This window comes from Pseudomonas viridiflava, from assembly GCF_001642795.1.
Lineage (GTDB): Bacteria > Pseudomonadota > Gammaproteobacteria > Pseudomonadales > Pseudomonadaceae > Aquipseudomonas > Aquipseudomonas viridiflava.
This window is the reverse complement of record NZ_LKEH01000047.1, coordinates 26,057-47,863: the sequence shown is the minus strand read 5'-3', so window position 1 is coordinate 47,863 and position 21,807 is coordinate 26,057. Positions and strand designations below refer to the sequence as shown.

At 59.6% G+C, this 21,807-nt stretch carries 18 protein-coding genes; 13 read left to right on the top strand and 5 right to left on the bottom strand.

Annotation, left to right across the window (positions count from 1 at the left end; translation table 11 throughout):
- Nucleotides 1-18: 18 nt before the first annotated feature.
- Nucleotides 19-1,212, top strand: coding sequence for a succinyldiaminopimelate transaminase (gene dapC / locus AO065_RS23215; protein WP_004879011.1), 1,194 nt, complete (start codon nt 19-21; stop codon nt 1,210-1,212).
- 132 nt (nt 1,213-1,344) lie between these two features.
- Nucleotides 1,345-2,172, top strand: a complete 828-nt coding sequence (locus AO065_RS23210) for a matrixin family metalloprotease (RefSeq protein ID WP_004879008.1) — start codon at nt 1,345-1,347, stop codon at nt 2,170-2,172.
- A gap of 63 nt (nt 2,173-2,235) precedes the next feature.
- Here the strand turns inward: AO065_RS23210 and AO065_RS23205 are convergent, their stop codons facing one another.
- The gene (locus AO065_RS23205; RefSeq protein WP_004879005.1) at nt 2,236-2,466 is read right to left on the bottom strand and encodes a hypothetical protein; all 231 of its coding nucleotides are present in this window, start codon (nt 2,464-2,466) and stop codon (nt 2,236-2,238) included.
- A gap of 214 nt (nt 2,467-2,680) precedes the next feature.
- Between AO065_RS23205 and AO065_RS23200 the strand changes: the two genes are divergently transcribed.
- Genes AO065_RS23200 through AO065_RS23185 form a run of 4 tightly spaced genes read left to right on the top strand, consistent with a single transcriptional unit; the run spans nt 2,681 to nt 5,779 of the window.
- Nucleotides 2,681-3,028 carry an ArsC family reductase gene (locus AO065_RS23200; RefSeq protein WP_004879002.1) on the top strand — a complete coding sequence of 116 codons (348 nt, stop codon included), beginning with the start codon at nt 2,681-2,683 and terminating at the stop codon, nt 3,026-3,028.
- A 47-nt stretch (nt 3,029-3,075) separates the two neighbouring features.
- Entirely contained in the window at nt 3,076-4,110 is a 1,035-nt protein-coding gene (dapD, locus tag AO065_RS23195; RefSeq protein ID WP_004879000.1) for a 2,3,4,5-tetrahydropyridine-2,6-dicarboxylate N-succinyltransferase, read from the top strand.
- A 59-nt stretch (nt 4,111-4,169) separates the two neighbouring features.
- The gene (locus tag AO065_RS23190) at nt 4,170-5,375 is read left to right on the top strand and encodes an aminotransferase class V-fold PLP-dependent enzyme (protein WP_004878997.1); all 1,206 of its coding nucleotides are present in this window, start codon (nt 4,170-4,172) and stop codon (nt 5,373-5,375) included.
- On the top strand, nt 5,372-5,779 hold the full coding sequence (locus AO065_RS23185; RefSeq protein WP_004878995.1) for a SufE family protein: 408 nt from the start codon (nt 5,372-5,374) through the stop codon (nt 5,777-5,779). The genes AO065_RS23190 and AO065_RS23185 overlap by 4 nt, the downstream gene beginning before the upstream one ends.
- Here the strand turns inward: AO065_RS23185 and tcdA are convergent.
- The gene (gene tcdA / locus AO065_RS23180) at nt 5,770-6,600 is read right to left on the bottom strand and encodes a tRNA cyclic N6-threonylcarbamoyladenosine(37) synthase TcdA (protein ID WP_004878993.1); all 831 of its coding nucleotides are present in this window, start codon (nt 6,598-6,600) and stop codon (nt 5,770-5,772) included. The genes AO065_RS23185 and tcdA overlap by 10 nt on opposite strands.
- 226 nt (nt 6,601-6,826) lie before the next feature.
- Here tcdA and AO065_RS23175 point away from each other — a divergent pair, with 226 nt between their 5' ends.
- The 6 genes from AO065_RS23175 (at nt 6,827) to AO065_RS23150 (ending at nt 15,690) form a co-directional block, all read left to right on the top strand.
- Nucleotides 6,827-9,340, top strand: coding sequence for a glycosyltransferase family 2 protein (locus AO065_RS23175; protein ID WP_004878990.1), 2,514 nt, complete (start codon nt 6,827-6,829; stop codon nt 9,338-9,340).
- Between the two features lie 99 nt (nt 9,341-9,439).
- Nucleotides 9,440-10,591: a succinyl-diaminopimelate desuccinylase gene (gene dapE, locus AO065_RS23170; RefSeq protein WP_004878987.1), complete on the top strand. Its 1,152-nt coding sequence runs from the start codon at nt 9,440-9,442 to the stop codon at nt 10,589-10,591.
- Nucleotides 10,591-11,400, top strand: a complete 810-nt coding sequence (locus tag AO065_RS23165) for a putative RNA methyltransferase (RefSeq protein WP_004878984.1) — start codon at nt 10,591-10,593, stop codon at nt 11,398-11,400. The genes dapE and AO065_RS23165 overlap by 1 nt, the downstream gene beginning before the upstream one ends.
- A 20-nt stretch (nt 11,401-11,420) precedes the next feature.
- Entirely contained in the window at nt 11,421-11,798 is a 378-nt protein-coding gene (locus AO065_RS23160) for a hypothetical protein (protein WP_004878983.1), read from the top strand.
- 479 nt (nt 11,799-12,277) lie between these two features.
- On the top strand, nt 12,278-14,779 hold the full coding sequence (gene plsB, locus AO065_RS23155; RefSeq protein ID WP_004878981.1) for a glycerol-3-phosphate 1-O-acyltransferase PlsB: 2,502 nt from the start codon (nt 12,278-12,280) through the stop codon (nt 14,777-14,779).
- 221 nt (nt 14,780-15,000) lie between these two features.
- Nucleotides 15,001-15,690, top strand: coding sequence for a DUF4197 domain-containing protein (locus AO065_RS23150; RefSeq protein WP_004878979.1), 690 nt, complete (start codon nt 15,001-15,003; stop codon nt 15,688-15,690).
- A 311-nt stretch (nt 15,691-16,001) separates the two neighbouring features.
- Here AO065_RS23150 and AO065_RS23145 read toward each other — a convergent pair whose 3' ends face one another.
- Nucleotides 16,002-19,070: an efflux RND transporter permease subunit gene (locus AO065_RS23145; protein WP_004878971.1), complete on the bottom strand. Its 3,069-nt coding sequence runs from the start codon at nt 19,068-19,070 to the stop codon at nt 16,002-16,004.
- Nucleotides 19,071-19,075: 5 nt separating this feature from the next.
- Entirely contained in the window at nt 19,076-20,176 is a 1,101-nt protein-coding gene (locus AO065_RS23140; RefSeq protein WP_054540853.1) for an efflux RND transporter periplasmic adaptor subunit, read from the bottom strand.
- Between the two features lie 91 nt (nt 20,177-20,267).
- Between AO065_RS23140 and AO065_RS23135 the strand changes: the two genes are divergently transcribed.
- Nucleotides 20,268-20,906, top strand: a complete 639-nt coding sequence (locus AO065_RS23135) for a TetR/AcrR family transcriptional regulator (protein WP_004878957.1) — start codon at nt 20,268-20,270, stop codon at nt 20,904-20,906.
- Between the two features lie 17 nt (nt 20,907-20,923).
- Here AO065_RS23135 and AO065_RS23130 read toward each other — a convergent pair whose 3' ends face one another.
- Nucleotides 20,924-21,718 (bottom strand): class I SAM-dependent methyltransferase, encoded by a 795-nt coding sequence (locus AO065_RS23130; RefSeq protein WP_004878955.1) that lies wholly within the window; start codon nt 21,716-21,718, stop codon nt 20,924-20,926.
- Nucleotides 21,719-21,807: the final 89 nt, after the last annotated feature.

Genomic DNA, 21,807 nt, shown 5'->3' with positions numbered 1-21,807 from the left:
CTTGAGAGCCTTTACCTCATGAACAACGCCATGCAACTGCTTCAACCTTATCCGTTCGAGAAGCTCCGTGCCCTGCTCGGCGGCGTGACGCCCAACCCGGAAAAACGTCCGGTTGCGCTGTCCATTGGTGAGCCCAAGCATCGCTCTCCCGACTTTGTCGCCAAAGCGCTGGCCGACAACCTGGACCAGATGGCGGTCTATCCGACCACACTGGGCATCCCGGCACTGCGCGAGGCAATTGCAGGCTGGTGCACGCGCAGGTTCGACCTGCCTGAAGGCTGGATGGACCCGGCACGCAACGTTCTGCCGGTCAATGGTACTCGTGAGGCGCTGTTTGCCTTCACGCAGACTGTGGTCAACCGCAGCGACGACGGGCTGGTCATCAGCCCTAACCCGTTCTATCAGATCTATGAGGGCGCAGCCTTTCTGGCAGGTGCACAGCCTTACTACCTGCCGTGCCTGAACGAAAACGGTTTCAACCCGGATTTCGATGCGGTGACGCCGGATATCTGGAAGCGCTGCCAGATTCTGTTTCTGTGCTCACCGGGCAACCCGACCGGCGCATTGATTCCGGTGGACACCCTCAAGAAACTGATCGCCCTGGCTGACGAACACGACTTCGTGATCGCCGCTGACGAATGCTACAGCGAGCTCTACTTTGACGAGCAGACGCCGCCGCCCGGCCTGCTCAGCGCCTGCGTGGAACTGGGTCGCAAGGATTTCAAACGCTGTGTGGTGTTCCACAGTCTGTCCAAACGCTCCAACCTGCCAGGCCTGCGCTCGGGCTTCGTGGCGGGCGATGCGGACATTCTCAAGGCCTTCCTGCTGTATCGCACCTACCACGGCTGCGCCATGCCGGTTCAAACCCAACTGGCCAGCATCGCAGCCTGGAACGACGAAGCGCATGTTCGTGCAAACCGCGACCTATACCGTGAGAAGTTCGATGCCGTGCTGGACATCCTCGCACCCGTCCTGGATGTACAGCGCCCGGACGGCGGCTTCTATCTGTGGCCGAACGTCGGCACCGACGACGCTGCCTTTTGCCGCGACCTGTTCGTCGACCAGCATGTGACCGTCGTGCCCGGCTCGTACCTGTCGCGTGAAGTCGATGGCGTCAATCCGGGCGCCGGCCGGGTTCGTCTGGCGTTGGTTGCGCCGCTGGCCGAATGCATCGAGGCCGCCGAACGCATTCGTGATTTCGTGCGTAAGTAAGCCTGCCACTGCGCCGCGCGCAAAGTGCGGTGCAGTATTTACTTAACACCTGTCCTCTTTTTCAGCTGGCTATCTTCGTGGTCCATTTATTGCGCATCCCGACAGGGAAGCGCCTCCACGAAGATGACCCGTATGCCCGAATCACAAATCCGAGAAAACCTGCCACTGCTCTGTTCCATGCGCGACGCAGAGGACTATCAGGCGTCCTACGAGACAGCCATTCGCGAAAACCCGGCCAACGCTTCCATCACACCGACCTACAAATCGGAAACGGGCTACGCCTCGGACGTCACCGAGCGCGAACCACGCCTTCTGGTTGCTTTCAACAAGTACTGGGCACGTGGCCGAACCTTGAAAATCGAATTCCTCAAGAGCCCGCCTGCCCCGCTGACTCAGCCGATCATCGATGCCGCCCGCAAATGGCTGCCGCACGTGAACCTGAAGTTCGAATTCGTGACCAGCGGCCCCAGCGACATTCGCATTGGGCTCAATACCCACCTGAACTGGAGCGAACTGGGCACTGACGCTCTGCTGGTCGCGCAGGACAAGGCCACAATGGAATTCAATGTCGGGGAGATATTCGAGAGTGATCTACGGCCAAAAGCCGAGCTGGAACGCATTGTCCTGCACGAGTTCGGTCATGCGCTGGGCGCCGTTCATGAGCATCAGCATCCGGATGCGGGGATTCCGTGGAACGAACCGGTGTTGCGTCGCCTGCTTGCCCAGGCAGGCTACAGCGATGAACTGGTGGCCCGAAATTTTCTCGATCAATACGAAGCGGCTGACTTTCACTATTCAGCCTATGACAAGGATTCGATCATGCACTTCGATGTTCCGAACGGCCTGACGCTGGGCGATTTCGAAATCATCAATACCGGCAAGACACTGAGTGCAAAAGACATCGAGTTCATGCAGTCGAACTACCCTGACCGCAGCAATTCGAAATTTGAAAAGCCGTAACCCAAGCTGATTGGCGCGTCGTCGATTGCCCAAGGCTTACGTGACGCGCCTTTCAGAGAACGCCTAATCCCGAACCCTCAACGTTTCAGCAATCCATCCCACAGCCCAACTGACAGGATCATGAGACCGCATCGGCAACAGCGGTTTTCCTTCCCGCGCTGCCATCCGCCCTTCTATCTCGGCCTGGCTGTGTATCCAGATTGTGTTCTGCTTGAAGCCTTCCGCGCGTTGACGTTCCCTGTAATAACGTTGTCGGATAAGCGCCGCTTCCCTCTTCTTTTCCTGTTCAGACATAACGCACCCGATCTTACATGTGGAACATCATCATTACCCTTCACCGCCCATCGCTCAAGGGTAAGACGGGTGAAATGTTCTTCACTTAAAGTGGTCAGGGCACCGGTGCCAGACAGCCAAAGCGCTAAATGCGCCGACGTGGCATAATCACCGGCCAAAATTCACGGGAGGCAACAGGGAACATCCGGCAACGCCCGTCTCCCTGCACAATTCAATGACTTACACCCTGTTCGGCATCAAAGCCTGCGACACCATGAAAAAAGCACGTACCTGGCTCGACGAGCATTCCGTCAGCTACGATTTTCATGATTACAAGACGCAAGGCATCGACCGCGAGCACCTGACCCAGTGGTGCAACGAGCACGGCTGGCAAGTGGTGCTGAACCGGGCGGGCACGACCTTCCGCAAGCTCGACGATGCGCAGAAAGCCGATATCGACCAGCCCAGGGCCATTGAATTGATGCTCGCGCAGCCGTCCATGATCAAGCGCCCTGTGCTTGATCTGGGCGACAAGACCCTGATTGGCTTCAAACCCGACCTGTATGCAGCGGCCGTTCAGTAAGCCGGGACGCTACTGATTAGCCCTTAGATAAGTTACGAGGTATTCGCATGTCCACTACCCTGTTCAGCCTGGCCTTCGGCGTTGGCACTCAAAATCGCGAAGGCGCCTGGCTGGAAGTGTTCTACGCACAGCCTGTGATCAACCCTTCGGCCGAGCTGATTGCGGCCATCGCGCCAGCGCTGGGCTACACCGGCGGCAATCAGGCGATCACGTTCAATGTTGATCAGTCCTACAAGCTGGCCGATGCCGTCAAATCGATCGACGCCACCCAGGCTGCATTGCTCAATCGTCTGGCCGAGAGCCACAAGCCGCTGGTTGCCACGCTGCTGGCTGAAGATGCGCCGCTGACGTCGACCCCTGAGGCGTACCTCAAGCTGCACCTGCTGTCCCATCGTCTGGTCAAGCCGCACGGCCTGAACCTGACCGGCATTTTCCCGTTGCTGCCGAACGTGGCCTGGACCAGCCAGGGCGCTGTGGACCTGAGCGAACTGGCCGAGCGTCAGCTGGAAGCCCGCCTGAAAGGCGAACTGCTGGAAGTGTTCTCGGTGGACAAGTTCCCGAAAATGACCGACTACGTCGTGCCGAGTGGCGTTCGTATCGCTGACAGCGCACGTGTACGCCTGGGCGCCTACGTCGGCGAAGGCACTACCGTGATGCATGAAGGTTTCGTCAACTTCAACGGCGGCACCGAAGGTCCGGGCATGATCGAAGGTCGTGTGTCGGCTGGCGTCTTCGTCGGCAAGGGTTCCGACCTGGGCGGCGGCTGCTCCACCATGGGCACCCTGTCCGGCGGCGGCAACATTGTCATCAAGGTCGGCGAAGGCTGCCTGATCGGCGCCAACGCAGGTATCGGTATTCCGTTGGGCGATCGCAACACCGTGGAATCGGGTCTGTACGTGACGGCCGGTACCAAGGTTGCCCTGCTCGACGAGAACAACGAGCTGGTCAAAATCGTCAAGGCGCGTGAGCTGGCCGGTCAGAACGACCTGCTGTTCCGTCGCAACTCGCAGACCGGCGCTGTGGAATGCAAGACCCACAAGTCGGCCATCGAGCTGAACGAAGCCCTGCACGCTCACAACTGATGCCGTGTGCGGGTTCGGAACGCCGCGTTCCGAACCCGCTTCACCCAGCCGGATGAATCATGCCCCTCCTTTCCCCCTGGCGCGCTGACTTTCCTGCCATCGCCGCCCTGCAACGGCAAGGCCAGACATATCTGGACAATGCCGCCACCACGCAAAAACCCCAGGCATTGATCGATGCCCTGACTCATTACTACGCCAACGGTGCCGCCAATGTGCATCGTGCGCAGCATCTGCCCGGCGCCCACGCCACCCAGGCATTCGAAGACAGCCGCAGCAAGACGGCCCACTGGCTCAATGCGGGCGACTCGGGACAGATCATTTTTACCCACGGCGCGACCTCGGCGCTGAACCTGCTCGCCTACGGTCTGGCACACGAGTTCGCGGCGGGTGACGAAATCGTCATCAGCGCGCTTGAACATCACGCCAACCTGCTGCCCTGGCAGCAACTGACGCAACGTCTCGACCTCAAGCTGGTGGTTCTGCCTCTGGACACCAACGGGGTCATCGACTGCGTGGCCGCCGCTCACCTGATCGGGTCCCGCACACGGTTGCTGGCGATCAGTCAGCTGTCCAATGTGCTCGGCACCTGGCAGCCACTGCAGCGGCTCATCAACCTGGCCAAGGCACAGGGCGCCCTGACGGTCGTGGACGGCTCACAAGGCGTGGTCCATGGCCGTCATGACGTTCAGGCGCTGGGCTGCGACTTCTATGTGTTTTCGAGCCACAAGTTGTATGGCCCCGAAGGCCTCGGCGTGCTGTTCGGCCGCAACGACGCGCTGCCCAGCCTTGCGCACTGGCAGTACGGCGGCGAGATGGTGTTGACCGCCGATTATCATCATTCGAACTTTCGCCCTGCACCGCTGGGTTTCGAAGCCGGTACGCCGCCTATCGCCAGTGTGATCGGTCTCGGTGCGACGCTGGACTATCTCGACAGCTTGGACCATCAGGCGGTGGCAGAACATGAACTCAAACTGCATCGCCGCCTGCTAGAAGGTCTGCAACAACGTGACGGCATTCAAGTGCTCGGTTCCCCGGACCTGGCGCTGGTCAGCTTCGTGGTCGAAGGCGTGCACAATGCCGATCTGGCGCACCTGCTGACCGAACAGGGCATTGCCGTGCGTGCCGGTCATCACTGCGCCATGCCGTTGCTCAAGAGCCTGGGGCTGCCCGGCGCCATCCGGGCTTCGCTGGCGCTGTACAACGACTCCGATGACCTTGTTCATTTTTTCAATGCACTGGATCAGGCACTGGAGCTGCTCAGATGAGTCTTCCTCCGCTTGCCCGGACCGCACTCGATATCTTCAGCCAGCAGCAAGGCTGGGAGCAACGCGCGCGCCTGCTGATGCAGTGGGGCGACCAACTGCCGCCATTGAGCGATGACGAAAAATCGGACGAGCATCTGGTGCATGGCTGTGAAAGCAAGGTCTGGTTGAACGGCGATGTCGACGCCGGACACTGGCAGTTCCGCGCCAGCAGCGATGCGCGTCTGATACGCGGTCTGGTTGCGCTGCTGCTGGCAAGAGTGAACGGCCTTTCGGCAGAGGAGCTGCAGGCTGTGGACTTGCCGGACTGGTTCAGTCAGTTGGGGTTGAGCCGCCAGCTGTCACCCTCGCGCAGCAACGGCCTGAACGCCGTACTGCAGAAGATGCGAACGCTTACTCAAGCCTGATCGGAAACTGCCGCGGCAGCTTTGAGCCGCTCCGATGGACGACGGGTACCCGCCACCAGTTTGTCCACAGCGCGCGTGGCGGCAATCATGCCGAACGATGCGGTGACCATCATTACTGCGCCAAAGCCGCCCGCGCAGTCGAGCTTGACCCCTTCGCCGACAAACTTCTTTTCCAGGCAGATGCTGCCATCCGGCTTCGGATAACGCAGTTGCTCGGTGGAGAACACGCACGGAACGCTGTAGTGGCGGTTCGGGGTTCGCGAAAAGCCATAATCGCGGCGCAGAGTCGAACGCACTTTGGAAGCCAGCGGATCGTTGAAGGTACGGTTCAGGTCGGCGATCTGGATCAGCGTCGGATCGATCTGCCCGCCTGCCCCACCGGTGGTGACCATCTGGATCTTGCGCCGTTTGCACCAGGAGATCAGCGCCGCCTTGGCGTTGACGCTGTCGATGCAATCGATGACGAAATCCAGCTCCGGCGTGATGCACTCGGCCATGGTGTCGCGGGTCACAAAGTCAGCCACCGCATGCACCACGCAGTCCGGGTTGATGGATCGAATACGCTCGGCCATCACCTCGACCTTCGCACGACCCACGGTGCTGTCCAGCGCATGCAACTGGCGATTGGTGTTGCTCACGCAGACATCGTCCATGTCGAACAGCGAAATCTCGCCCACACCGCTGCGCGCCAGCGCTTCCGCCGCCCACGACCCCACGCCGCCGATACCGACCACCGCCACGTGCGCGGCACGCAGACGCTCCAGCCCCTCGATGCCGTACAACCGGGCGATGCCTGCGAAACGTGGATCTTCTGCGCTCATGACCAATACCTCAAAAACCGGCGCGCATTATAGGGGTTTGCGGGCAATGAGACACCTACCACCTTTACCCGACACCGCAAGTAGGCACGTCGCCCGACAAACACCTGATGGGGCGAGCATCGACGAATGAGGGCAACACTGCTGCGAAGGGCCCGCCGGCAGAACCGACGGCCCCCTCGTTGACTAAAATCAATAAACAAGGATGAACCAGGCAGGAAGCCTCAGCATGAAATGCACCCCACCAAGGGACCTTTATCGTCTCAAACTACGTACGCTAGCGTCTTCACTATTCAAGAAAACAATAGAGGGCGTCCCCGACTGGCCCGACACTCTATATGGTTTTTCGTACGCACCTTATCGCCCAGGCCAAGACCCCTATAAAAAGATCTTCCCCACACGCGAACAAATAAAAGAAGACCTTGTGTTGATAAGGCCACTGGCACGTCACATCAGAACGTACTCCGTCGAGGGAACGCTCGCTGATATTCCAGAGATTGCTGAAACTCTGGGTATGCAAGTGACGCTCGGTGTCTGGATATCACAAGACTTGATTCACAATGCAAATGAACTGGCGACGGCCATTGATATCACCCGACGCTCAATAAACGTCGAGCGTCTCCTCGTGGGCAATGAAGTCCTGTTTCGCGCAGACGTGTCCATCAGTCAGTTAATTACTTATCTGGAGCAAGCGAGGCAGCAGGTCGAGGTTCCGGTATCGACATCAGAGATCTGGGTGCAATGGCATGAAACACCCGAATTGTCAGAGCACACTGATTTTATTGCCGCGCACATCCTACCCTTTTGGGAAGGCTTGACACCGTCTCAAGCCAGCAACTTTGTAATTGATCGCGCCGATGAGTTGAGGCAGATGTATCCTGGCAAACCATTATTGATGTCCGAAATAGGCTGGCCCAGTCGCAGCAGCACTGCGACGAGCGTGACGACATCCACCGCCGAGCAGTCATTCTACCTGCGCACTCAGGTCGCTCAACTCACAAAGCGCAACGAGCAGTACTTCATTATTGAAGCGTTCGATCAGCCGTGGAAAACGGAAGAGGGACTGGCAGGACCTCACTGGGGAATCTTTGACGCTCAACGCCGGATCAAGCTGCAACGCTCAGGACCGTTGGAAACACGGGTCAACTGGGGGAGTATCTACCGACGCTTTATTGAAACATCACGGCCTCGCTCCTTGCCGCGCGCAGTGTTTTCAGCAGCCACCGCTTACGGCCTGTTGGTCTGGGCAGGTATAGCAACGGCCAAGGCACTGACGTTATGGGCGCTCATACCGATGAGCATGGTCTGGGCCGCTTGCTTCATGACAGGCATGGCCGTAGAAGTCCATGAATATCTCGAAATCCAGTGGTGCCCCAGAAAACGGCGAATTTTCAGGCCTCAACGTCAGCAGATCAAACCGCTACCGAAAGTCTCCGTGCATGTTCCGTGCTGCAATGAACCTCCCGAAATGGTCGAGCAGACACTGAAGGCTCTGAAAAATCTCGATTACCCTGATTATGAGGTCTTGGTCATCGACAACAATACCCAAGAACAGGCTGTCTGGAAGCCCGTTGAGCAGGCGTGTCAACGCCTGGGTAAACGGTTCAGGTTTTTTCACGTGGAGGCAATGCCTGGTTACAAGGCTGGCGCGTTGAATTACCTGATGGAGAGAACCGCGCCTGATGTGAAAGTCATAGCAGTTGTCGACGCCGATTACTGCGTTGACCGTAACTGGCTGAGGCACATGGCGCCTCACTTCGAGGCGCCGAACATCGCTGTCATACAGGCCCCTCAAAACTTTCGAGACAGTCACGAGAGTCTCTTCAAATACTGTTGTAATGCTGAATATCGAGGATTTTTCAACATCGGTATGGTTATCCGGAACGACCATGACGCGATCATTCAGCACGGAACAATGACACTGGTTCGTCGTGATGTCTTACAACGACTCAGGTGGTCTGACGGATGCATTTGTGAAGACGCAGAACTGGGGCTTCGCATACTGGAGAACGGATTATCTACGGGGTATTCGCCTATCAGTTATGGCAAGGGCCTCACACCTGACACGTTCATTCACTTCAAGAAGCAACGCTATCGCTGGGCTTATGGCGCGGTTCAGATAGTCAAACAACACGCCAAAAGCCTGTTCAGTACACGTGGCAAGACCTTGACTGCGATGCAGCGCTATCATTTTCTTGCAGGCTGGGTTCCTTGGGCTGCAGAGGGATTGAACTATCTACTCACGCTGGCGGCACTGAGCTGGTCTACTGCGATGATCATCGCACCTTACATAGTCAAACCGGTGCCGTGGCTTTTTTCGACGTCACTATTGTCAGCGCTGCTCTTCAGAACACTCAAGGTCATACACGTGTACAGGTATCAGATAAGCACTGATATCAGGGAAGCACTCGCCGCGATACTGGCTGGCATGGCGTTGTATCCCACCATCGGCAAAGCAGTATTGTCCGGTACTTTCACCTCGCGACTGCCCTTTTTCCGCACACCCAAACAAACCCAAGGAGATTCAAGTGGCAGAGGTCTGATAGAGGCCAGAGAAGAGCTATGCATGGTAACCCTCTTCTGGCTTGCGATAATCGGGCTGCACGCAAGCAACGCTGCCAGCGATCCAGATTTGTGGTTCTGGAAAGCCATGCTTTGTGCACAATCTCTACCTTATCTGGCGGCGGTCGCCATGGCTGTACTCTCTGGAAAAGCAAGCCGGCAAGAACGTCCTATTGAATGACACATGTGAAACATCTAACGAACGACGGCCTCACACCGTCGTTTGATATAAGATAACGGCCTTTTCGCGCCCACCAGTCTTGCTACCGGAGTTCTGTACATGACGGCCCCTTCCGACCTTTCGCCTACCCTGCAGCTTGCCTGCGACCTGATCCGTCGACCGTCGGTCACACCAGTCGATGCCGATTGCCAGACCGTGATGATGCAGCGCCTGGGCGATGCCGGTTTCAAGCTTGAGCCGATGCGTATCGAAGACGTGGACAATTTCTGGGCAACCCATGGCAACCACGAAGGTCCGGTGCTGTGTTTCGCCGGTCACACCGATGTGGTGCCGACAGGTCCGGTCACGGCCTGGGAGAACGACCCGTTCGATGCGCTGATCGACGAGCACGGCATGCTATGCGGACGTGGCGCAGCGGACATGAAGGGCAGTCTGGCGGCCATGCTGGTGGCGGCCGAGCGTTTCGTGGCTGACCATCCGGACCACCGTGGTTCGGTTGCATTTCTGATCACCAGCGATGAAGAGGGTCCGGCGCATCACGGCACCAAGGCGGTCGTCGAGCGTCTGGCGGCGCGCAGGGAGCGTCTGGACTGGTGCATCGTCGGCGAGCCGTCGAGCACCACACTGGTGGGCGATGTGGTCAAGAACGGTCGTCGCGGCTCGCTGGGCGCCAAACTCACGGTGCGCGGCAAGCAGGGTCATGTCGCCTATCCGCATCTGGCGAAGAACCCGATTCACCTGACTGCGGGCGCGCTGGCCGAGCTGGCTGCCGAGCATTGGGATAACGGCAACGATTTCTTTCCACCGACCAGCTTCCAGATTTCCAACCTCAATTCCGGCACCGGCGCGACCAACGTGATTCCGGGCGATCTGGTGGCGGTGTTCAATTTCCGCTTCTCCACCGAGTCGACCGTCGAAGGACTGCAGCAACGCGTAGCCGCCATTCTCGACAAGCATGAACTGGACTGGCACATCGACTGGGCGCTGTCCGGCCTGCCATTCCTGACCGAGCCGGGAGCCCTGCTGGACGCCGTGTCCGCGAGCATCAAGAGCGTGACCGGCCGCGACACCAAGGCCTCGACCAGCGGCGGTACGTCCGACGGGCGCTTCATCGCGACGCTGGGTACTCAGGTCGTGGAGCTGGGCCCGGTCAACGCGACGATCCATCAGGTCAACGAGCGCATTCTGGCCAGCGATCTTGATGTATTGACCGAGATCTACTACCAGACACTGGTCAAGTTGCTCGCCTGATGCTGACTTGTCCTATCTGCTCGGGGCCGCTCGCTTCGGCCGACAATGGCGTGGTCTGTCCCGCCAATCATCGCTTTGACCGTGCGCGGCAGGGTTATCTGAACCTGCTGCCGGTGCAGCACAAGAACAGCCGCGACCCTGGCGACAATCAGGCGATGGTCGAGGCGCGGCGTGATTTTCTCAACGCGGGCCATTACGCACCGGTAGCCCGCAGGCTCGCTGAACTCGCGGCTGAACGTATGCCCGCTCACTGGCTGGACATCGGCTGTGGCGAGGGTTATTACACCGCGCAAATTGCCGAAGCCCTGCCAAGGTCCGACGGGTATGCGCTGGATATCTCCCGTGAAGCCGTAAAGCGCGCCTGCCGTCGCGATCCGAAAGTGACGTGGATGGTGGCAAGCATGGCCCGCGTGCCGTTGCCGGACGCCAGTTGTCAGTTTCTGGCCAGCGTCTTCAGCCCGCTGGACTGGTCAGAAGCCAAGCGCCTGTTGACACCCGGTGGCGGGCTGATGCGCGTCGGGCCGACCAACGACCACCTGATGGAGCTGCGCCAGCGTCTGTATGACGAAGTGCGCGATTACGCGGATGACAAACACCTGGCGCTAGTCCCCGAAGGCATGCAACTCCAGCACAGCGAAACGTTGCGCTATACCCTGAAGCTGATCGACGGTCAGTCACGCGCCGATCTGCTGGCCATGACGCCTCATGGCTGGCGCGCCAGTGCCGAACGTCGCACCGCTGTCATCGAACAGCCCGGACCATTCAAGGTCACCGTTTCCATGCGCTACGATTATTTCGTGCTGCAATAAGCATTCAAAAAGAGGCACCCATGCGCCAACCCGATATCGAGATTTATCTGAAAGACGAAGACGTCGACCACAAAGCCATCGCCCGGTGGCTCGGCGAAGCCATTGGCCCCTGCAGCGAGTGGGCACAGAAAGGCCAGACCTGGAAGTGCAAGGCAGGCAACGTGCCTGTGACCTGGCTGCCTAAGGCCGTGGGCAAGTGGAACAGCCTGTACCTGGAAAGCGACCAGACGCCGTGGGACGACGACATCGCCTGCGCCCGCGCCGCGTTTGCTGCGCTTAACGTGGAAGTGCGCTGCGCACCCGGGACATGGGTGGAAGAGGAAAGCGACGATACCGCCGATCGCTGGATGCGCATCAGCGCCGACGGTGAAGAAGAGATCACTTGGAAGACGTCGTAAGCGACAGGATCGCAGCGGACTCAATAACAGTCACAAACCCTGCCGAACTGATCATGCCGACGCATAGCGTTGACCTGCAGCCCGGACGCGGAGCGTCCTGAGAGGCGTTACCACGCTGGAGCGTGGGAACGATCAGCGTGATCTCAGGTACGCCGAGCAGGCCCATGCTTGCGCTCAGTCTTGCTGCAACCACGGACTGTGGGAGGCGGCTTGTCGGCGATGCTTTTTCTGAAGCGGCCTATCAGTGACCGAACGGACGCCATCGCCGGCAAGCCGCCTCCCACAGGGTATGCATTCAGCCAGATACTTACGTTTGGCCCCGTTTTGCGCGTCTTCCGGGCTTGTGTATAACGGCGAGTGCTCTGCGTGGGCATGCAGCCCGTGACGCTCTGCATCACTTCACCGCTTTTGCCCATCGCCTCGGGATGCGTCACACTGATGCCATCTCGGGCAGCCGCCCTTTATTCAGCAGAAGCCGTATGACCCGCTCTCCGTTCCGCCGTCTTGTATTCGGCACGCTGCGCCGTTTGCTGTACCTCTGGGTTCGCTCGGAAACCATCAATCAATCGTCTTTCACACTCAATCTGGATCGCAGCCGGCCGGTGTTCTATGCCCTGCAATCGCCGTCGATCAGCGATCTGGCCGTGCTGGACACCGAATGCCGCAAGGCCGGTCTGCCTCGCCCGGTATTGTCGGTGTCGGTCGGCGATCTGATGGAGCCTGCTGCGTTCTTCTACCTGACGCCCTCTCCCGACTGGCTAGGCCGTCACGACAAACGCGGTGCGCCACCGACGCTGGAGCGGCTGGTGGCTGCGGTCGGTCAGAACCCGACCGAGGATGCGCAGATCATTCCAGTCAGCGTGTTCTGGGGGCAATCGCCTGATCGTGAGTCGAGCGCCTGGAAGCTGCTGTTCGCCGACAGCTGGGCGGTCACAGGACGCCTGCGTCGTCTGGTGAGCATTCTGATTCTGGGCCGCAAGACCCGTGTGCAGTTTTCCGCCCCTATTCACCTGCGTGAGCTGGTCGACGAGAACAAGGGCTACGAGCTGACCCTGCGCATGACCCAACGTCTGCTGCGCGTGCACTTTCGCAACCTGAAGAGTGCTGTCATCGGTCCAGACGTGTCGCACCGGCGCAACGTGGTCAAGGGGCTGCTGGACGAGCCGCTGGTCAAGCAGGCAATTCTTGAGGAAGCCCAGCGCGAAAAGATTTCCGAGGAAAAGGCTCGCGAGCTGGCACTGCGTTACGGCAACGAGATCGCTTCGGACTACACCTACTCGGCAATCCGTTTTCTGGAAGTGGTGCTGAGCTGGTTCTGGAACAAGATTTACGACGGCATCAAGGTCAGCCACATCGAAGGCGTGCAGGAAGTCGCGCCGGGTCATGAAGTGATTTATGTGCCTTGCCATCGCAGCCACATCGATTACCTGCTGCTCTCCTACCTGCTGTTTCGCAATGGTCTGACGCCTCCGCACATTGCTGCGGGCATCAACCTCAACATGCCGGTGATCGGCAGTCTGTTGCGGCGTGGCGGCGCGTTTTTCATGCGTCGCACGTTCAAGGGCAACCCGCTGTACACCGCAGTGTTCAATGAATACCTGCACACCCTGTTCACCAAGGGTTTCCCGGTCGAGTATTTCGTGGAAGGCGGCCGCTCGCGTACCGGGCGCATGCTGCAACCCAAGACCGGCATGCTGGCCATCACGATGCGCAGCTTTTTGCGCAACTCGCGCATGCCCATCGTGTTCATCCCGGTGTACATCGGTTACGAGCGCGTACTTGAAGGCCGTACATACCTGGGCGAACTGCGCGGTGCGACCAAAAAGAAAGAATCGATCTTCGACATCTTCAAAGTCATCGGCGCGCTCAAGCAGCGCTTCGGTCAGGTGTCGGTGAACTTCGGCGAACCGATCAAGCTGGCCGAGTTTCTCGAATCCGAACAGCCGGACTGGCGTGAACAGGAGCTGGCCCCGCAATTCAAACCTGACTGGCTGAGCGGCACCACCCATCGTCTGGGTGAGCGCGTGGCTCAGCACTTGAACGAAGCGGCTGCCGTCAACCCGATGAATCTGGTGGCCGTGGCGTTGCTGTCGACGCATCGTCTGGCGCTGGATGACCAGGCCATGGAACGGGTGCTCGACCTGTACCTGACGCTGCTGCGCGCAGTCCCGTATTCCCCTCACACGACGCTGCCGGAAGGCGACGGCCGTGCGTTGATTGAGCATGTGAAAGGCATGGACCTGCTGGCCGAACAGAAGGATGCGCTGGGCAAGATTCTGTACCTGAACGAACAGAACGCGGTGCTGATGACTTACTACCGCAACAACGTGCTGCACATTTTTGCGCTGCCGTCGTTGCTGGCCAGTTTCTTCCAGAGCTCTTCGCGCATGAGCCGGGAGCTGATCCTGCGCTACACACGGGCGCTGTATCCGTACCTTCAATCCGAGCTGTTCATCCGCTGGCCGCTCAACGAGCTGGATGAGGTCGTGGATCAGTGGCTGGCCGCCTTTGTCGAGCAGGGCCTGCTGCGTCGCAAGGACGACGTGTACATCCGCCCGGAGCCAAGCTCGCGCGAGTTCGTCCTGTTGACCCTGCTGTCCCGCGCCATCGCCCAGACCCTGCAGCGCTTTTACATGGCCATCGCTCTGCTGCTCAACAGCGGTCAGAAAAGCCTGACCCCCGAAGAGCTGGAGGACCTGTGTACAGTCATGGCCCAGCGACTGTCGATTCTGCACGGCCTCAACGCGCCGGAATTCTTCGACAAGAGCCTGTTCCGCCACTTCATCCAGACCCTGCTCGACCTGGGCGTATTGCGCAAGGACACAGCGGGCAAGCTGAGTTACCACCCGCTGCTGGGCGATCTGGCTGAAGGCGCCGCGAAACGCGTATTGCCAGCCGAAATCAGGTTGTCGATCCGTCAGGTGGCATTGCATAGCGGTGAAGATGAGCAAAACATCAGCGCCGAGGAAGGAGCGGCGTAGTTCTCACTTGAAGAAGTCTGTGTCAGCGGGGCATTTTCGTGCCCCGCTGTCCGTCCAACAGCTGTGTCCCCCTCCTCACCCGCCCCGCCTGATATTCGTTTGAGCCTCGCTCATTTTCCCGGTGTCAAACACCCGCACCGACTTCCTGATACGCTCAATGCATACAGCGCCGATATCTGCCTCGACGCTGCTTCCAAGACCTCACCAAAAAGGATGCTGCCATGCTTCGCCCCACGTTTTCCTTTGCCGGCCTCTGTGCAGGCCTGCTGCTGTCGGCCAACGTCTTCGCCCTGTCGCTGGGTGATCTGTCGCAATCCGATGCTACGGGCGGCCTCAAGGATGCCCTGACCCAGGGCGCACAGGTTGCGGTCAAGCAACTGGGCGTGCCGGGTGGTTTCAGCAAGAACGAGGAAGTGCGTATCGAACTGCCCGGAAAGCTGGGTCAGGTCGCCAAGAAAATGAAAATGCTCGGCATGGGCACTCAGGTCGATCAACTGGAAACCAGCATGAACCAGGCAGCAGAAGCTGCCGTCCCGCAAGCCCAGGCGCTGCTGGTGGATGCGGTGAAGAAGATGAGCGTGACCGACGCCAAGTCGATTCTCAGCGGTGGCAAGGATTCGGCAACGCAATACTTGAGCAGTAGCAGCCGCGAGCAGATACGTACCAAATTCCTGCCCATCGTCAAGAAAGCCACCGATCAGGTCGGTTTGGCGCAGAAGTACAACGCTTTCGCAGGCAAGGCCTCATCACTGGGCCTGCTGGACACCAAAAGCGCAAACATCGAAAGCTACGTGACAGAGCAGGCGCTCAATGGCCTGTTCGAGATGATCGCCAAACAGGAAGAAAGCATCCGCGCCAACCCGGCCGCTGCGGCGACAGGACTGGCGAAGAAAGTGTTTGGTGCGTTGTAAGCACTGCGGCATGACCTCGTGGGAGGCGGCTTGCCGGCGATGAAGTCGACGCGATATGCCAGAAGAAACGCATCATCGCTCATCGCCGGTAAGCCGCCTCTTATCAAACAACCTGTAAACCACTGAAGAAACTGGATTTTGTGGGAGCGGACTTGTCCGCGAATGCTGCATTTCAGTCGCTGAACTTTCATCGGCTGTACCACCTCTTCGCGGACAAGTCCCCACAGTCCGCTGTTTGCTGCGCGGCAGCGCTACGTCGAAGACGTAGTGACGCCTCCCACGGTCCGATACTCACCGCGATATCAGCCGACTTATATACCCTCAACCTTCTTCACCCTGAACCACGCCGCATACAGCGCGGGCAGAAACAGCAGCGTCAGCGCAGTGGCGACGATCAGACCGCCCATGATGGCCACGGCCATCGGGCCGAAGAACAGGCTGCGCGACAGCGGGATCATCGCCAGTACGGCCGCAAGAGCCGTCAGTACGATGGGCCGGAAGCGACGCACTGTGGCTTCGATGATCGCGTGCCACTGATCCAGCCCTGCGGCAATGTCCTGCTCGATCTGATCCACCAGGATCACCGAGTTGCGCATGATCATCCCCGACAGCGCAATGGTGCCCAACATGGCCACGAAGCCGAACGGCTGGTTGAAGATCAGCAGGAACAGCGTCACCCCGATCAGGCCCAGCGGCGCAGTCACAAACACCATGAGCATGCGCGAGAAGCTGCGCAACTGGATCATCAACAGGGTCAACACGACGACAATGAACAAGGGAACGCCTGCGTTCACCGAATTCTGTCCGCGTGCGGAATCCTCCACCGTACCGCCAACCTCCAGCAGATAACCGTCCGGCAACTCGGCGCGTACACCATCCAGCGTCGGCATGATCTGCTTCACCAGCGTCGCCGGTTGATCCTTGCCATAGATGTCAGCACGCACGGTCACACTGGGCAGGCGGTTGCGGTGCCAGATCACGCCTTCTTCAAATCCGTACTCCAGCGTCGCCACTTGAGACAGCGCGACGCTGGCGCCGTTTTGCGTCGGAACGGCCAGACTGGACAGCGCTTCCAGCTGCTCGCGCTCATTGCGTGTGCCGCGCACCATGATGTCCACCAGTTCGTCGTCTTCGCGATACTGACTGACGGTTGAACCGGTGAGCGAGTTGCGCAGAAAGGCCGAGAGGTCGGCGGTGGTCACGCCCAGCGCACGTGCGCGATCCTGGTCGATGTTCAGGTGCACGACCTTGCTCGGCTCCTCCCAGTCCAGGTGGACATTGGACACATGAGGATTCTCGCGAACCTTGTCCTGCACCTTGCGCGCCAGCGCCCTGACCACTTCGATGTGCTCGCCAGTGACACGGAACTGCACCGGATAGCCCACAGGCGGGCCGTTTTCCAGACGCGTCACCCTGGAGCGCAGGGTCGGAAACTGCTCATTAAGATGAGTGATCAGCCAGCTGCGCAGCGCCTCGCGATCCTCGATGCTGCGGGTGAGCACGACGAACTGGGCGAAGCTGGGCGCAGGCAGTTGCTGGTCCAGTGGCAGGTAGAAACGCGGCGAGCCGGTGCCCACGTAAGCGACGTAATTGTCGATACCTTCGTGGCCCTTGAGCATCTGTTCCAGACGCTTGACCTGCTCGCCGGTGTTGACCAGCGACGAGCCTTCGGCCAGCTTCAGGTCCACCATCAGTTCCAGACGCCCGGAAGCCGGGAAGAACTGCTGCGGGACGAACTTGAACATCACCACCGACAGGACGAACAAACCGACCGTGGCGACAATAACGGTCTTGCGGCGCCGTACGCACCAGCCCACCAGTGCGCGAACACGTTTGTAGAATGGCGTCGCATAGGGATCAGGGGCATGGCTGCCATGCTTGGCTGCGTGCCGTTTGGCGAGATCCGGCAACAGGCGGTCGCCCAGATAAGGCACGAACATGACTGCTGCGATCCACGAGGCGATGAGCGCGATGGTCACCACCTGAAAGATCGAGCGTGTGTACTCACCGGTACTCGATTGCGCGGTGGCAATCGGCAGGAAGCCCGCTGCCGTGATCAGCGTGCCGGTCAGCATCGGGAATGCCGTACTGGTCCAGGCGAAGCTGGCGGCCTTGAGCCGGTCGTAACCCTGCTCCATCTTGATCGCCATCATTTCCACCGCGATGATCGCGTCATCCACCAACAGACCCAGGGCAAGCACCAGCGCCCCCAGCGAAATCTTGTGCAGGCCGATGCCCAAGTAATACATGGTCGCAAAGGTCATCGCCAGCACCAGCGGAATGGCCAGCGCGACCACCATGCCGGTGCGAACACCCAGCGAGAAGAAGCTCACCAGCAACACGATGATCAGCGCTTCGGCCAGCACCTGAACGAACTCGCCGACACCGGTCTTTACCGCAGCAGGCTGATCGGACACCTTGCGCAACTGCATGCCGACCGGAAGGTTCTTCTGTAACCGGGCGAACTCGGTTTCCAGCGCTCGTCCCAGCACCAGAATGTCGCCGCCGTCCTTCATGGCCACCGCCAGACCAATCGCATCCTCGTCCATGAAGCGCATGCGCGGCGCGGGCGGATCGTTGAAGCCGCGATGTACCTCCGCCAGATCGCTGATTCGAAACGTGCGATCGCCGACGCGGATCGGGAAGTTGCGGATCTCGTCCACGCTCTGGAACTGCCCGCTCACACGCAGCTGGATTCGCTCGCTGGACGTCTCGAAGAAGCTTGCCGAGGACACCGCGTTCTGCGCCTGCAGTGCCTGTTGCACCTGTTGCAACGGCAAGCCCAGCGTGGCCAGCTTGACGTTGGACAGCTCGATCCAGATTTTCTCGTCCTGCAGGCCGATCAGTTCGACCTTGCCGACATCCTTGACCCGTTGCAGCTGAATCTGAATCCGGTCGGCGTAATCCTTGAGTACCGCGTAATCAAAACCCTGGCCGGTCAGCGCATAGATATTGCCGAAGGTCGTACCAAACTCATCGTTGAAAAACGGCCCCTGAACGTCGGGCGGCAGGTTCTGGCGAATATCGCCGACCTTCTTGCGGATCTGATACCAGAGATCAGGCAGGTAGGCGGAAAAGATCGAATCACGCGCCACGAAGGTGACGGTGGATTCTCCCGGCCGCGAGAACGACGCGATGCGCTCATACTCGCCGGTTTCCATGAGTTTCTTTTCGATACGATCCGTGACCTGTCGGGCCACTTCTTCGGCGCTGGCGCCCGGCCACAATGTGCGGATCACCATGGCCTTGAAGGTGAAGGGCGGGTCTTCACTCTGCCCCAGTTTGGTGTAGGACAGCGCGCCCACGATGGCCAGAACGATCATCAGGTACAGCACGACCTGGCGGTGACGCAGCGCCCATTCGGAAAGATTGAAGTGCATCGGGCCTACTCCTTGGCAGCCAGTTTCACGGCCCGATTGCTGCGATCCACCGGACGGACACGCTCACCCTCACGCAATACATGCCCACCTGCGGCCACGATCCAGTCGGTTTCCTGCACACCCTGAACGATTGGCACCGACTCCTGACCATACGGGCCAACCTGGACCGGAACTCGCGTCACAGTGCTGTCAGGGCTGACAAGCCAGACATACGTTGCTCCGTTCTCGGCGGTGACCGCCGAAAGCGGCACCGCCAGCGGCACGGCATGCTCGGCCGCAATGAATACCCGCGCGCTCTGGCCAAGCTCTGCGGGAACCTGCCCGCTGGCAAACGCCACCCGCGCCGCGAAGGTGCGCGAACGGGGATCGGCGGAAGGTGAAAGCTCACGAATGCGGCCTGGGAAGCGCTGATCGCGCAGTGTCCAGAGTTCGACGGAAACCGGCTGGCCGACCTTGAAGCGGGCAAAATTCTGTTCCGGAAGGCTGATCAGCACTTCTCGCTCACCGTCGGTGGCCAGGGTGAAGACCGTCTGCCCGGCAGCAACCACCTGCCCGACCTCGACCGAGCGCCTGGCGATCACGCCGTCCTGAGAAGCACGCAGCACGGCGTAAGCCGTCTGATTGTCAGCCACCGTCAGCTCGGCCTTGATCTGCTTGAGTCGGGCTTCTCCTGCGCGATAGAGGTTTTCAGCGTTGTCGTATTGCGAGCGGCTGACCATCTGCCGATCAAGCAGGGTCTTGTACCGATCCCGCTCGGAACGCACCAGTTGCAGGTTGGCTTCGGCGGCAGCGACCTGTGCACGGGTGGCGTCCAGTTGCAGGCGTACGTCCTGCGCATCCAGTTCGGCAAGGGGCTGGTTGGCCTTGACCCGCTGCCCCTCCTCGACCAGCCGCTTGCTGACCTTGCCGGAAATACGAAACGCCAGCTCAGGCTCAAAGCGGGCACGCACTTCGCCAGGGTAGCTGTCCATGGATTGAGCGGAAGGCAGCGGCTGCACCACCATCGCGGGGCGCACGAAAACCGGGGCGGTGGTTTCCTGACCGCACGCTGTCAGCAGCGAGACCAGACACAGCGGCACGAGAAGCGGCATGACATCGCGGAGCATGATGTAAACCTTCATCAAAACAGGCTTGGAATAATTGTACTGGCGAGTATATTAAAAATTATCAAACTCACCAGTACATTATTTGAACCTTATGCCTGATACCCCATCCAACAGCGGCCCCGGCCGCCCCAAGGACCTCGAGAAGCGCAAGGCCATTCTCGAATCCGCGAAGAATCTGTTTGTCAGCAACGGCTACGTGAACACCAGCATGGATGCGATTGCCAGCGAAGCCGGCGTCTCCAAACTCACGGTCTACAGCCATTTCACCGACAAGGAAACGCTGTTTTCAGCCGCTGTGGTGGCGCGTTGCGAAGAGCAGATGCCTGCCGCGCTGTTTCATCTGGCAGAAGGCGCGACCGTCGAGACAGCGCTGCTGAATATCGCCCGTGCCTTTCAGTGTCTGGTCAACAGCCCGGAATCCCTCGACCTGCATCGTTTGATGGTGACGCTGGGCACTCAGGACCCGCAGCTGTCGATGATCTTCTTCGAGGCCGGCCCGCAAAAGCTCGTCAGCGAGATGGAACGCGTGCTGGTCGAGATCGACGCAACCGGCAGCCTGCGCATCGAAAGCCCGCGCAGGGCTGCCGAGCATTTTCTGAACATGGTCAAAGGCATTCACAACTTCCGTCTGCTGGTGGGATGCAGCACACCGCCGGACGCGGATACCGCTGAGGGGCATGTGCAGGAAGTCGTGAAACTGTTCATGCGGGCCTATCAGCCTGAACAGTGACGGACAGCACGACCGGGTTAATCCACAGCCTTGGGTTTGAGGGCTTTCTTCGGATAGATGTCATAACGGCTGGATTTGCCATCCAGCGCATAACCCGGCTTGGGCCCGTCGATGCAGGGCGCCTTGCGCGGACGCTTGACGACCACACGGTGCGTGGCCAGTGCCAGCGCGGCTTCCAACAAGGCAGGCGCGTCCATGTCATCGCCCACCAGCGGACGGAACAGGCGCATCTCTTTTTTGACCAGTGCGGTTTTTTCCCGGTGCGGGAACATCGGATCGAGGTAGATCACCTGCGGTGCCTCGCCCTGCCAGTTGCGAATCAGCTCAATCGAATTGCCGGTCAGCAAACGCATCTGACCGATGATCGAACCCACGTCGCGGTCATGGCGCCCGCGCGACAGCCCATCTTCCAGCAAAGCGGCGATAATCGGTTGCCGCTCGATCAGGCTCATCTCGCAGCCCAGGCTCGCCAGCACGAACGCATCCTTGCCCAGACCCGCCGTGGCATCCAGCACGCTCGGGCGGATACCCGGTTGAATGCCGACAGCCTTGGCAATCATCTGCCCGGTGCCACCGCCAAAAAGCCTGCGATGGGCCACCGCGCCTTCGACAAAATCGACCCGTACCGCGCCGGGCGCATCGTCACCCAGCTGTTGCAATTGCAGGCCGTCGTCAGTCACCTGCAGGGCAAAATCAGCCTGTTCATCCTGCACCGGCAGACCCAGACGCTCGGCCCACAAGGCCGCCTGATCCTGCCCGTCCGCTGTCAGGGCTTCGACCCGGATACGACTGCCTGCCTGCTGTTCACTCATTACGTCTACACACTCAAAAAATGTTAATGATCAGCAAGATCTGCCGATAACCAAGTATCCGGCATTTTGCCAGACCCAACGCCAGTACT